Consider the following 12,974-nt stretch of genomic DNA (forward strand, 5'->3'; position numbering starts at 1 on the left):
TTTATTCTTCACGCCAACGATTGAACTCGTTTGCATGAGACCCTAAGTAATTCATTGCCTCTTTGGTTAGCCGATCAACCTCAGTTTTTGTTTGATCTGGCATTACGTGATAGAAGTTGCAAACATATCCCTCAGCAATGTCTTCGTATTGTTCTCTTCGTCCGTAGCCGGCATCGTTAAATAATTTATCTAATCCTTTGACGTCGTTTTTACCGGCTTCATAGACTTGCTGAGCTAGATTAGTTTTGTTTTCACCTAACATTGTTGCGGCATACTTAATGATAAAATCATTCATATCAATGATGATGTTTTGGCGTTGTTTACGTTCTATTTTCTTCTTCGACATATTTTCACCTCACTATTAGTTTAAAGCATTCGCCCAATAAATGAAAATAGAAAGTGAAAGCTTAAAAAGAACACAAAATTTATGTTATGATAAGCGCACTAAACTTGGTCGAATCCATACATGTGATAAGATTAAACTGATGTTATTAGAGAAGCGGGTGATTGTTTGGATAATTCAGTTAATCAAGTTGTTAAGGACTTGAAGTATTCGATGAATAACAATTTATTGGTAAATTTGACCCAGCAAAATACAACGGTCTTCTATACCGGCGTGGTCGTTGCCCTTGATGCTGCCGGTGCAATTTTGATCACGTACGATGATTACGGGCTTGCTAACGGACTGGTCTATGTTGTTTACGGAGATATCGATGATATTGACTTTCAAAGTGAGGACCTCACCAAGATGGAGGGACGTATCCGTATGTCTCGTCAATTAAAACTGAACGGAACTAAGCAGGAAGTAATGAAGCTTAATTCCAAAAATGATCTGTTGACTCAGATTTTGGGCAATTCTTTTGTTGACCAACAAGCGGTGATGGTGGTAACTCAAGACGGCAATTCCGTTGAAGGGTTCATTAATTCACTGTCGGACTTTGAATTTTCACTTTCCGTTGTTGATAAATTCGACAACGAAAATGTGACCCATAAGACCATCATTAAACCGTTGGTTCGTTCGGTTGAGTTTCTTGGAACCGAGTTAAAGTTATTAACGGATTCTAAGTCAGTTTTATTTGCCAAACACATTGCCCCGAAAGTCATCGACGGACAATTAGCCATTGAAGCCAACTTGTACTCGGCCATGGAAACAGGGAGAAGAATTGTGATGATACCGAAGATTCATTCTGATTTGTTTTTCATTGGTCAGGTGAAAGCGGTTAATTCTGATTCCGTTATGTTTTCGTTGGTTGATATGATGGGACGATTTGGTGGATATGAACTCATTAAGATTGATGAGATTGATAAATTAGTGATTAAAAGTGATTATTTGCGGCTAATTAATCACTTCGTGTCCATCAACTCGGCTAACGGGGTCTTCGTTCAACCCGTGTTAAATAATGATCGAAGTTTTGATTCGACGATTAATCTATTTGAAGCCACGATTCAAATGGCCATCAAATTTCAACGGGTGGTTAGAATAAAAATGAATGACGGCCAATCTTACCTCGGATTTCCCGTGAAGTACGAGCGGGGTCAGATAACCGTTCAAATCGTTGACAAAGCGAAATTATTCGTTGTGAATAATCAACTCATTAATCTTGGAGATATTGACGAAATTGCTTTTGGTTACCTTGACTCATATCTAATTGAGCAACAAATCGGATAAAAAAACGATGGCTCTTATAAAAGTCATCGTTTTTATTTGTTATGAACAATAAACTGCTTAATTATTTTTACTTCATCCTGAGTAGGCTGAATTTGCATACTCTTGATGGCATGAAATCTCTCCACCGTCATGTGTAGGTCAACGGCCATTTGGTTGTCAGGGATGTCATGTTTTTCTTGGAATTTAATTAGATCGGTTGCTACCTGACTAAATTCTTCTCCAATTTTCATTTTGCTTCCTCCTCTACTTCGCTTACTTGACTCTATTATACATTAATTTATTTATTTGAGACAAAGAATACTAGAGCAGAAGCAGAACTACTTGAAGTAAAATGACGTTAAAAACAAAGACGAGCCAGTCCACCTTTGTGATTTTAATGGTCTGATAAAAAGTTCGTGGCTGACCTTCGACAAAACCATGTGATTCCATTCCTTGAGCTAAGTTTTCCGACCAGCGAATTGCTGATAAAATGGCTTTAAAGTATAGGGTCGGTGACCACCAGTGTAATTTAACTCCCCGCATCAAACTAGCAGTTTTAATCTTGTTAACTTCGGTTTGAATTTCTGGTAGAAGGTTGAAAGCCGCCATGGCCCCATAAACAAATTTACTTGGGAGGCGGAGGTTTTGCTCTAACGAATTAACCAGTTCGTATAATTTGGTGGTTAACGTGAAGGCCGCTCCATAGACGATGTAAACGTAGATCCGAGTAAATAATAGGATTCCCGCGTGCGTGCTTTTAGCGTATAAAATCTGGGAGATCAGTAACCCAACCGCAGGAATGAAGGCAATCAGAAGGATCCATAACAGATGCTTGAAGTTTACGTGTTTCACTATGAGATAGGCGAGTCCACAGACGATTAGCACACTGTTACCAACGATACTGGTAGTGAAAGAAACTTCTAGAGCAATGATCAATACCAGAACGAATTTTAGACTAGGATTCATGAACATCCTCCTTGTAAGTTAATCGATGATTGGCAAGTTCAATAAAGAAATCAGCATTTTCGGCGAGGTCGGTTCGTTGATGGGAAGCAAAAATAATGGTTTTCCCGTTCTTAGCCTCGTTCTCAAGGATCCGTGAAATAATGACGGTTGATTTTTGGTCAAGACCAGCGAATGGTTCGTCAAGCATGAGGATGGGCGCATCCCGAATCAACATAATCACGATCTGGAGCTTTTTCTTTTGCCCACCACTTAGTGAGTAAACAACCCGATTCAAGAGATTATCAAGATGTAGGGCTTTTAAGAGGTCGTTAATTCGGTCATCAGTCCATTGTTTGGTGATGGCATTTTTTTTGGCTAAGGTTAGTTCGTCTTTAAGCGTAATGGTTAAAAATTGGTCTTCTGAATTTTGAAAAATCAGGTTTTCGGACTTCATGAGAGAGGAAAGGGATGATTTTTTAATGTTATGATTCATAATTTTGACGACCCCGTTGTACGAATGGAGGCGGGACAGCGCCTTAAAGAAGGTGGACTTTCCGCTTCCATTCTTCCCATTTAGGTAAGTGATTCCGGGATACAGGTCAATGTTTTCTGGTTCAATCAGATTTTGATTACCGTTCGTCATGGAAAAATTTAATAAATTAATCACGGGATCGTTATCTGACATAATCTTGTAGTGGATCTCTTCTTTAGGGTCGTTTGCAAGTTCATCTTTAATCTGATCAGCTGGAACCGCTTGAACGGAGCCAGCTTGGACGTTAAAGAAATGATCAGCCACGTCGAGATAGTCAGAAAGGTTGTGATCGGAGATAATGATGGTCCGATTACTTTTTTTCTTTAACTGGATTAGACGTTCGATGATGTCTTTTTTGCTATCAACATCAACGTTACTAAATGGTTCGTCCAGTAAAAGGACGGGACGTTTCATCGCAACTGTCACGGCTAAGGCAACTTTTTGCTTTTCGCCACCCGACAAGGTGGTAATGGCCCGATTTTTAAGTTCACTAATACCACAAAACTTTAAAGCAGAGTCAATCCGGTTGGGCATTTTAACAGGGTCAACGTGAAGGTTACCAAGGGCAAAAATGAGTTCTTCTTTGACGGTCTTCATCGCAAACTGATGGTTTGGATCCTGAAATAACATGGCTGGTTTTTCATCCATGTCAATTTTTCCGGTTAGTTGCCCTTTGCTATATTTTGGATACAATTGAGCAATTAGTTTTAAGAGGGTGGTTTTACCACTACCAGTGGGACCAAACAGGAGATTGATGCTATTTGGTTCAAAATTTAAATTGACCTGATTTAGAATTTTATCCTGTTCGGGATATGAAAATGATAGATTTTTAATTGTTATCATTGATTATTCTCCATAAAAAAAGACGTTTCAAGCGCGAGTGCGAGAACGTCCAGCTGATGTATCTAAGCTCAATCTTATCTTCCCTGCGCTGGCATTGTCCAAGTCAGGTTCAACGGGTATAATCTCAGCCACTCGGCACCCCTATGTTTAATTAAACTTAGTATATCAAAGATGGCATAAAAATCAATTTTCAATTAGAATAGGGAAGATAGGAAAATGAAGCGGAGGATACTTTCATGAATTCATGGTGGAATCTTATAGGTGTAGTTGCATGGGTAGTTGTGTTAATCGTGTTGATCTTTATGATTAAAAATATTCGATCACGACGAATTAAGATGATTATCGAGGATAAAAAAACTTTTGAATGGCGTAATTTTTTGATATCAGTTGGAGAAATTGTTTTTTTTGTTTTGCTACTGACTTTGATGGTATATACGACTTTCTTCAGAAATATTACTAAAACCAATAATCGCAACGTGATTACTACGTCCCAAGTTGAACCATTAATTATTCAAAGTGATAAGAATGGCTCCTACTACGTAAAAGTTGAGGGTAATAGAGGGCCAATCCAGCAATATTCGTTCTGGCTAAAGAACATTAAGTATCAACTGCCAAGTACGAATGCTCAGGTAGTTACTACGCGTGGAAATGCTGAAGTCACTGGCCGTAGTTACAAGTTGAAGCATAAAAACATCAAATTAAATGACGAGCATTTTCAAAATGCATGGGCCAAGGTGGTTACCCTGAGATACAAAGGAAACTTTTGGAATGGTTTGGGGATGCATGCTGGTAAGGATGCTAACCAGTTCATCTTAATCAGAGTTCCAAACAAGACGTTTGTTCAAAAAGAAAAATAATTAACTGACCACCGATAAGTACATATCGGTGGTTTTGTTTAAATTGAGGTGTTTAAAATGAGTGAAAAAATTCCAGAGACAATGGATGAAATTAAAAATTTGTTAGACAAACTGAAAAAAGAAGGCAAAACGATTACACTGGATGAGCTGATCCTTGATAACATCGGGGAATTAGCTCAAGCCTATCTAGATGCAGCGGAAGAAGGCCATTATGACTCTGTAAAAGTGGTTGATGCTAAAACAATTGAATTTGTTAGTATCACTGGGAGAACGGTTGGAAAATACGTTTCTAAGGGGCAAAGTTTAGTTGACGACTTTAAGGATAATTCGCTAAAGTTAGAGTTAGATCTTGAAGCAAATGCAAATAAGGTCGCAAATGAATAATTTACTTGCAATTTACTGTGTTTATCGATAGCATAGTATTTGTTAAGCGCCCTTAGTGTAATGGATAGCACATGAGATTTCGGTCCTCATGATCCGAGTTCGACTCTCGGGGGGCGCATATATTGCTTATCAGGTATTTTTCAAAACACCTATAGAAAGCAAATGTAAGGGCTGACAAAATTATTAAAACTGGTATACTTAGTTAACGGAGATTAAGTCGCAAAGGAGCCTCACTACTTTTGGTAGTGGGGCTCCTTTTGTGCTTAAATAACAAAACATTAAAAAGGTTTGTTTTCTCAAATGGTGGTAAAATTTTCTTGAATCAACTTTAGGAGGGAATTTTATGAGTGAAAGTGTAGTAATTTTTGGAGTTGGAAAAGGATTTGGCTTTTCAATTGCCAAAAAGTTTGGTGAAGCTGGCAAGACACCGATTATGGTGGCCAGAGATGCTGCTCAGTTAAAGCAGTTTGTTAAAGATTTGAATCAAGAAGGGATTAAAGCTGATTTTATTGCTGCTGATGTTACCGATCCAGCGCAGGTAACCAACGTGTTTAGTAAGATTAAAATGGCATATGGGATTCCTCAAACCATGGTTTATAACGTGGGTGACAAGACTTTAGATACACCATTCTCATTACCATTAGACCAGATTAAGAAAATGTACAATACCAACGTTTTTGGTGCCGTTACCACCACCCGTCAGTTCGTTGGCCTTTCAGACGATCAAAAGGAAAACCGGAACATTCTGATTACTGGTGGTGGAGCTGCCTTTCATCCAACCAAGGGGAATGTCACTTTAGCAGCCACCAAGGCCGCCTTAAGCGATTATGCCTTTTCACTTCATGATGCGGTTCAAGGTGATAATATTTACGTTGGTTTGATTACCATTCAAGGACTATCCGGTAGTAGTGAAGAAATGCAGCCCGATAACGTTGCCAAAGTATACGTAAAGGCTGCTCAAGATCGCTCCGAAAAAGAAATTAAATATCCAGAGAAGCCGTCAGATTTTTAAGAAAGAAGATTAAAAATGGCTGATAAAGAGAAAAGTGCGCTTTTAATCATTGATTACACCAATGACTTTGTTGATGATCAGGGATCTTTAACTGCTGGGAAGCCGGCTCAAGATCTCGACCAATCAATTAGTGACTTGGCTGAAAAATTCAAAAATGATGACCAATTTGTCATTTTGCCCACCGATGTTCATAAAAAGGATGATCCATATAGTCCTGAGACGAAGTTGTATCCAACTCATAACGTGCGAGGGACCTGGGGTCGTCAGTTGTATGGAAACGTCGGAAAGTGGTTTGATAAGAACCAAAAGTTAGATAACGTTTGGCAAATGGATAAGACTAGATACAGTGCGTTTGCTGGCACTGATCTGGATCTTAGACTTCGTGAAAGAAACGTTAAGACTCTCCATCTCGTGGGTGTCTGCACCGACATTTGTGTCTTGCACACGGCAATTGCTGGATATAACCTTGCTTATAACTTGGTTATTCATAAAAGTGGGGTGGCAACCTTTTCTGATTTGGGTCAGAAGTTTGCGATGAATCATTTCAAGACCGTCTTGGGTGCTAAAGTAGTCGATTAGGATTGTCATGCCAAATTTTAAAGCATATAATAAGTTTAATTGAATAGCTGTATGAGGGGGTGCCAAGTGGCTGAGACTATACCCATTGAACTTGAACTGGTTAATACCTGCGAAAGGAATCGTGCGATCTTTAATTAAGAATATAATTGAAGGCTCCTCATTATAATGAGGAGCCTTTTTGTTTGGGAGATGTTAGTAGTTGATGACAAATAAATTCACCGATGAATTGATAAGTAATGCGACAACAATAATGAATCAAATCATGAATTGTGATTATGTTAAGGGAATTAAAAGCGGTAAAGTACCAGAAGAGGCGCTAATTAACTACGTTCAACAAGATGAAATGTATCTAGACGGTTACGTTAAACAGTTTCAACAAATTCAGACTAAAACAAGTGATGTGAATTTGAAAAGATTTTTGGCAGGTTGCATTGATGGAATTAAAAACGAAAGCACACCGCACGAGGTCATGTTAAAAATTGCAAAAGTGACTGATGATGAGCTTCAAGATGCCCGCATGTTCAACGTTACCAAGGATTACGTTGAAAGTATGCGTGAAGCCGTGAGCACTAAGTCCATTCTAGTTGGATTGAGCGTGCTCGCACCGTGTATTTGGACTTACTATGTAGTTGCTACTCAACTAAATGAAACCAGTCTTATTAACAATCCATTTAGCGATTGGATCAAGTTTTATGCTGAGGCAGATGAGGTAAAGCAAATTTTTGCTTTTATTAATCTCCAGGCAGAAATTCATCCAAACGAAAGGGCCATCGCAAATCAAGTTTTTCAGAATAGTTGTCATTATGAATTGGATTTTTGGAACAAAATGTATGACGCTTAGAACTTTTAGGAGGGAACTATGAGTAGTGAAATCAATCAATATCCGGAAGCACTAACAATTGCTGGGACTGATTCTGGTGGTGGAGCAGGGATGGAAGCTGATATTAAAACGATGCAGGCCTGTCAGGTCTTTAGCACCAACGTGGTAGTGGGAGTGACGGCACAAAACACCATTGGTGTTCAAGATACGTATCCACTTCCGAAAAAAATTATTGATGAGCAGTTTGCTTCCGTTTGCGATGATTTTGATATTAAAGCAACTAAGACCGGAGCTTTGTTTGACGAAGCACACGTTCATTTAGTGGCAGATAACATTAAAAAATACAAGTTGGGTCAAATTGTTGTTGATCCTGTTATGGTAGCCAAGGGAGGGTCAGTGCTACTTGAAGCTGGCGCCATTAAAACCTTGATTAACGAACTGCTCCCATTGGCCGATTTAGTAACACCAAACTTACCTGAAGCGGAAAAAATTACGAATCAGTCCATTACTTCCGATGAAGCAATCAAAACGGCAGCGCAAAAAATTCAAATTGCTGGTGCTAAAAACGTCATGATTAAAGGCGGACATGGTACCGATAAGATCGTAAAGGACTATGTCCTTTTAAAGGATGGATCTGATTTTTGGTTGACTACGAAGCGGGTGAATACGGTGCGGACTCATGGCACGGGAGACACGCTTTCTTCAGCAATTGTCGCGGCTTTAGCGCGTGGTGAAAGTATGGAAACTGCCATTCGCTTTGGGAAAGATTATCTGGATAAAATTATCAGAGAACCGTTGATTATTGGTCATGGACACGGGCCCCTAAATCACGGAATGTGGGAGTAATAAATATGCAATTTAACGAAAAAATGCTGCGAATATATCTGGTGGCAGGTACCCAAAATTTTGCTGGTTCTGAGACTGAATTTTTAGATCACATTGACCAGGCTTTAAATGCTGGTGTCACTGCTTTTCAGTACCGTGAAAAAGGTCCTGGTTCACTTACAGGTTTAAAAAAGATTGAGATGGGAAAGAAGCTTCGTCATTTAACCACTGAACATCATATTCCACTGATTGTGGATGATGACGTGGATTTGGCTAATCAGATTAATGCGGACGGAATCCACGTTGGTCAAAGTGATGAGAGCGTGCAAAAGGTGATTCATGATAATCCAGAAATGATAGTTGGATTGTCGATCAGTACCAAAGAAGAATTAGAGCGTAGTAAACCTCTCACTGGCATCGATTATTTGGGAATTGGACCGATTTTTCCGACTACTAGTAAAGCGGATGCTGAATCATCAATTGGGGTTTCTGGTTTAGTTCAGCTGCAAAGACAGGTAAATTTACCGGTAGTTGCGATTGGTGGAATTAATGCAGGTAACTGTCAGTCAATTTATCAGGTTTCAAACGCTGGAATTGCGGTAATATCAGCAATTATGGACAGTACTAACGTTGAAAAGACAATTAGCGAACTAGAGAGGAAATGATAGTATGACGTCGATTCTAGAAGAAATTAGAAGGGAAAATCCCGTTGTTTTAGACATTCCTAACATGGTGACCCCACAAAAGGTAGCGGATGCAATTAGTTATGTTGGTGGTTCACCGATTATGTGTGACTCTTCAAATGAGGGCCATGATTTGGTGGCAATTGCTAACAGTTTGGTCTTAAACCTGGGGACGATGGACGACGATAGTATTAAACTAGATGTGATTGCTGGTCAAGCGGCTAATAATCGTCGTTTACCAGTGGTGGTTGATCCGGTCGCTGTGAGTGCCTCGGAATTAAGAACGGAAGTTTTTAAGAAGATTAGTAGTGAAATTAATATTGATGTCTTGCGTGGCAACGTTGGTGAGATTGCCTTTATTGCCGGAATTGACTGGGGCAGTCGTGGAATTGATGCTGCTGATGGTAATGGTGATCGCGTTCAGGTTGCTAAAATGGCGGCCGAACAATTTCATTCCACGGTTGTCATTTCAGGAGTTGACGACGTAATTTCGAATGGAAGGGAAACGTATGTGGTACACAACGGCAGTCATGAATTAGCAATCAACGTTGGATCTGGAGATGTTTTAGATGGTGTCATTGGCGTGGTTGCCGCTCACCATCAAAGTGTTCATGAAATTGCACTAGGGACGGCTATGGTTGGCATTGCTGGTGAACTGGCGGAGCAAAAATATCCGGATGAGCCGGCGTCATTTGAAGTCGAATTCTTCAATAATTTGTACCGACTGGATGACCATCATCTTTCCGATACAATTAAAATTGAAAAAAGCGATGATTAGAAAAAAGCGACCAATTGTTAACAATTGGTCGCTTTTATTTAGTTTTAAGTTTAACGACGACGATGTCTTAAGAACGTAAAGAAGTGAAGTAGGATTGCTAGAAGAACATAGAAAATAACCACAAATGCGACGTAGAAGAGCCAAAATTCTCCGTTAAATTTCAGTCCAAAAACTAATCCTTCAATTAACATTGTCACTAGTGACATTACTGCAATCATACAAAATAATTCGATATAACGTTTCAAAGTACTATCATCCTTTCGTGGCTTGTTGGCAATCTTTTGTCCCCATCGTTTACACAGTTCAATTTTTTTAGGGTCAGGAATTCCCTTACTTCCCCAGGTGTGCGTTCCAATGACCTCTCCAAGTTTGATTAGACCGGCTGCGGTCATGATCTTATCAATGGTCCGAAAGGTTTGATCGGTAATACCGGTAAAGAAATTCTGAAATGATGAGAGGAAGCAAGTGGTCAGACTAAGGTAGTGTTTGTTTTTAAACTTACCGGGTAAGGTGTCACCAATACTGTTCATTTTAACCATCCGATGACGCATACAATCGAATAGATTCTTGGTAACTCCCGATAAATCAGCAAAATACGTCGGAGATGCAATGATCCAGACGTCCGCTTCTTCCATTTTCTTTTCAATCATGTCAAGCGTTGGATTGGGGTTTTTGAGATTATCTGGTTTGATGTCATAATCTTGCAGAAATAATGTCTCAACCTGCGCATCCTTTGGAAGACCTGAAATAACTGCGTTAAGGTACTTAGCAGTCAAGCCATCCTTACTTTGTGAGCCTAAAAATGCTAGATAACGCAAATTTATGACCTCCTTTGAAATTAATTAATTCTTTCTATTTCATGTTATATTTTTGTGAAACTAATATCAATTAAAAAACCCATCATTAATGATGGGTTTTGATTATGTGGTTTTAACGTGTCTCCCAATTGCCTGCTGATGAAAATGATCCGGCTGGATTACTCGGGCAAAAGCGTAAATAAACGGTGCAAACATGTAAGCATTAGTAAGTTGGGTTTCAATGATGCCTTGAACAGCAAGGGCAATTAAAATCACACAAAGGAAATAGTTATCGTCCTGTTTAGCCTTGTAAGCACTAGCAAGAAATAATGCCAGTAGCAGCATTAAACCAATGAAACCGGTACTTAATAAGATGAATAGGAACGTGTTATCGACCCACAAGTTTGACCGGGCACCCAACAGAGGCATATTTTGTCCAATTAGCTTTGGCGAATAGAAATATTGAATGACGGTTAACTGTTGTCCGGGACGACCGGAAAGGGCACGATTCAACACGTTGAATAATGGCAGTGATGAACCCCAAGCGACCATGCCGATCCCTACTACGAAAGTCAATGAAACCAGGATCCAGGTGATTTTTGGTAGTAGGTGAGTGATTTTGGGAGCAAAGCTCAAAGCGAATCCGAGTACGAGGATGGCGCCCGCAACCATAAATCCGCGTGAACCAGTCAGGTAGGCAATGACTAAGTAACTAACGAAAATAAAGACATATACGAAGTACATCAGTTTTTTTCGACTGTTTTGCAGTAACAAGAGGGCCGAACAGAAAATGCTTAAGATGAAACCACTTAAGACGTTTGGATGAGTGAATCCAATTGCATATCTAGTGGATGAGCCTCTTGTAAATGAAATGGCATTTTGTGGTGGAAAGACGTGTAAAATCAAAAAGGCCAAAATTACGATTAGAACAACGAGTTTAGTTGCAAGGTCGATGGTCGCAAACGCATCTTGATTTAATAAGTCAGCGTTGGCCATGAATAAGAACAATAAAAATAGGGTACTGGTAATCACATTTAAATGAAAAAGATATGACAAGATAAAGATGACTGCCATGATTATGATAATTGTCCACTGTTTAGGGTTATGTCTCCTGGTAAGTAATAGTACGATTTGGATTCCGATGACAACTAACGTGATTATCCCTGCGATTTGCCATTGCAAGAAACTTTTAGCGGAATATACGTTATTAAATTGACTGTTCAAAAGGATTACTGATGATGCCAGAAAAATAACGTAACTCAGCACGTACACGAGCTGATATAAATGATTTTTATTGGTTAAAGCCATTAATTAAATTCTCCAATTATTGGGTCATCTTATCGGTGAAGAAGTATTCTGCGATGATCTTAACGATGGATGGGTTCTCGTGCAGCATTGTGTGCTGAGCTTGGGAACTGTTTCCGTGATATACGTAGAGCTTGTAACTTTTGACGTAGCCAGTCACAAGATTCTTCATTGGGATCTCACTTTTCATTGTAACTTCGCCATCCGTTCCAGAATGGTTCATATCGCCAACTAGATTAAGGATCTGAAGGTCTTTTGGTAGGTTTTTTACATCGGGATCGTTTGGAGCATAGTTCGTTGCAAGCGAGATGAACTTTTTAACCTTTGGAACGTTTTTAAGATTGGGATAATGAGCTAGGTAATAGTAAATAATGTTTCCCCCAGACGAATGCCCAATCATGTTAACTGAACGAACGTTGTACTTCTTGTACAAATAGCGCATTACGTTTGGCATTTGGGTTGATTGAAAATAGGGATGATGATTGTCCTGAAAGACAATTTGTACGGTCGGGTTATCAGCACCAAACTTATGGAACTGCTTAGTGGTCTTAACGGTTCCATCCTTTTTCACGTACAGTTGTAAGGTTTTGGTTGCTAGGTGGTAACGATTTAGGGTGTCAACCATGTAACCAGTCGTGATGTTATTTCCACCTAGTCCGGGAATGAACACAGTAGCGGTATCGCTTTGATTAACGTCTAATTTACTGAGAAAACTACCATGGTTATGCCAATAATAATAACCGCCACCGGCGAAGATGGCGATCACGATGACGATAAAGAGGGCAATGAATGATTTGGTGTGTTTTCTTTTTTTGATGTGCATTGCAAACATTCCTTTTAATTATTTTAAATTTGTACACTAACATCTAACATCATATAACAATTAACGTGATTCAGCTAGATGGTTGAAATGAATTGATCTTTAAAAGGCAATAAAAAATAGCCAAGCGCAAGGGCTTAGCTATT

Annotated in this window: 16 protein-coding genes, 1 tRNA gene and 2 riboswitches; of the genes, 10 read left to right on the top strand and 7 right to left on the bottom strand. The window is 39.3% G+C overall.

What is annotated here, in order from left to right:
- Position 1 precedes the first annotated feature (1 nt).
- Positions 2-346 carry a hypothetical protein gene (locus AC6UD8_RS01325; protein ID WP_500693474.1) on the bottom strand — a complete coding sequence of 115 codons (345 nt, stop codon included), beginning with the start codon at positions 344-346 and terminating at the stop codon, positions 2-4.
- A gap of 165 nt (positions 347-511) precedes the next feature.
- On the opposite strand from AC6UD8_RS01325, the gene AC6UD8_RS01330 reads away from it, so the two are divergent.
- Positions 512-1,669 (top strand): hypothetical protein, encoded by a 1,158-nt coding sequence (locus AC6UD8_RS01330; protein ID WP_500693475.1) that lies wholly within the window; start codon positions 512-514, stop codon positions 1,667-1,669.
- Between the two features lie 32 nt (positions 1,670-1,701).
- On the opposite strand, the gene AC6UD8_RS01335 is transcribed toward AC6UD8_RS01330, so the two are convergent.
- The 3 genes from AC6UD8_RS01335 to AC6UD8_RS01345 all read right to left on the bottom strand — a co-directional run bounded on the left by AC6UD8_RS01335 (position 1,702) and on the right by AC6UD8_RS01345 (position 3,968).
- Positions 1,702-1,899: an LBP_cg2779 family protein gene (locus AC6UD8_RS01335; RefSeq protein WP_500693476.1), complete on the bottom strand. Its 198-nt coding sequence runs from the start codon at positions 1,897-1,899 to the stop codon at positions 1,702-1,704.
- 70 nt (positions 1,900-1,969) lie between these two features.
- Positions 1,970-2,614: an energy-coupling factor transporter transmembrane component T family protein gene (locus AC6UD8_RS01340; protein WP_500693477.1), complete on the bottom strand. Its 645-nt coding sequence runs from the start codon at positions 2,612-2,614 to the stop codon at positions 1,970-1,972.
- Positions 2,604-3,968, bottom strand: a complete 1,365-nt coding sequence (locus tag AC6UD8_RS01345; RefSeq protein ID WP_500699210.1) for an ATP-binding cassette domain-containing protein — start codon at positions 3,966-3,968, stop codon at positions 2,604-2,606. Before AC6UD8_RS01345 ends, AC6UD8_RS01340 begins: the two co-directional genes overlap by 11 nt.
- A 63-nt stretch (positions 3,969-4,031) precedes the next feature.
- Positions 4,032-4,121, bottom strand: a riboswitch (TPP riboswitch).
- Between the two features lie 83 nt (positions 4,122-4,204).
- Between AC6UD8_RS01345 and AC6UD8_RS01350 the strand changes: the two genes are divergently transcribed.
- From AC6UD8_RS01350 to thiM, 9 genes are all read left to right on the top strand, one after another.
- The gene (locus tag AC6UD8_RS01350) at positions 4,205-4,825 is read left to right on the top strand and encodes an LVIS_2131 family protein (protein WP_500699212.1); all 621 of its coding nucleotides are present in this window, start codon (positions 4,205-4,207) and stop codon (positions 4,823-4,825) included.
- A 57-nt stretch (positions 4,826-4,882) separates the two neighbouring features.
- On the top strand, positions 4,883-5,209 hold the full coding sequence (locus tag AC6UD8_RS01355) for a hypothetical protein (RefSeq protein ID WP_500699214.1): 327 nt from the start codon (positions 4,883-4,885) through the stop codon (positions 5,207-5,209).
- A 46-nt stretch (positions 5,210-5,255) separates the two neighbouring features.
- A tRNA-Arg gene (locus tag AC6UD8_RS01360) sits at positions 5,256-5,327 on the top strand.
- 225 nt (positions 5,328-5,552) lie between these two features.
- Positions 5,553-6,221 carry an SDR family NAD(P)-dependent oxidoreductase gene (locus AC6UD8_RS01365; RefSeq protein WP_500699216.1) on the top strand — a complete coding sequence of 223 codons (669 nt, stop codon included), beginning with the start codon at positions 5,553-5,555 and terminating at the stop codon, positions 6,219-6,221.
- Positions 6,222-6,236: 15 nt separating this feature from the next.
- Positions 6,237-6,800, top strand: a complete 564-nt coding sequence (locus AC6UD8_RS01370; RefSeq protein ID WP_500699218.1) for a cysteine hydrolase family protein — start codon at positions 6,237-6,239, stop codon at positions 6,798-6,800.
- A gap of 45 nt (positions 6,801-6,845) precedes the next feature.
- A riboswitch (TPP riboswitch) is annotated at positions 6,846-6,936 on the top strand.
- A gap of 66 nt (positions 6,937-7,002) precedes the next feature.
- Positions 7,003-7,641 carry a TenA family protein gene (locus AC6UD8_RS01375; RefSeq protein WP_500699325.1) on the top strand — a complete coding sequence of 213 codons (639 nt, stop codon included), beginning with the start codon at positions 7,003-7,005 and terminating at the stop codon, positions 7,639-7,641.
- Between the two features lie 18 nt (positions 7,642-7,659).
- Positions 7,660-8,466: a bifunctional hydroxymethylpyrimidine kinase/phosphomethylpyrimidine kinase gene (thiD, locus tag AC6UD8_RS01380; protein ID WP_500699220.1), complete on the top strand. Its 807-nt coding sequence runs from the start codon at positions 7,660-7,662 to the stop codon at positions 8,464-8,466.
- 5 nt (positions 8,467-8,471) lie between these two features.
- A complete protein-coding gene (gene thiE, locus AC6UD8_RS01385) occupies positions 8,472-9,110 on the top strand; it encodes a thiamine phosphate synthase (RefSeq protein ID WP_500699222.1) in 639 nt (212 codons plus the stop codon).
- A 4-nt stretch (positions 9,111-9,114) separates the two neighbouring features.
- A complete protein-coding gene (gene thiM, locus AC6UD8_RS01390) occupies positions 9,115-9,906 on the top strand; it encodes a hydroxyethylthiazole kinase (RefSeq protein WP_500699224.1) in 792 nt (263 codons plus the stop codon).
- A gap of 50 nt (positions 9,907-9,956) precedes the next feature.
- On the opposite strand, the gene AC6UD8_RS01395 is transcribed toward thiM, so the two are convergent.
- The 3 genes from AC6UD8_RS01395 to AC6UD8_RS01405 form a co-directional block, all read right to left on the bottom strand.
- The gene (locus AC6UD8_RS01395; protein ID WP_500693486.1) at positions 9,957-10,724 is read right to left on the bottom strand and encodes a flavodoxin family protein; all 768 of its coding nucleotides are present in this window, start codon (positions 10,722-10,724) and stop codon (positions 9,957-9,959) included.
- Positions 10,725-10,826: 102 nt separating this feature from the next.
- Entirely contained in the window at positions 10,827-12,011 is a 1,185-nt protein-coding gene (locus AC6UD8_RS01400; RefSeq protein WP_500699225.1) for an O-antigen ligase family protein, read from the bottom strand.
- Positions 12,012-12,027: 16 nt separating this feature from the next.
- A complete protein-coding gene (locus AC6UD8_RS01405; RefSeq protein WP_500699226.1) occupies positions 12,028-12,831 on the bottom strand; it encodes an alpha/beta fold hydrolase in 804 nt (267 codons plus the stop codon).
- Positions 12,832-12,974 lie beyond the last annotated feature (143 nt).

Source organism: Fructilactobacillus sp. X1R3C1 (genome assembly GCF_059901545.1).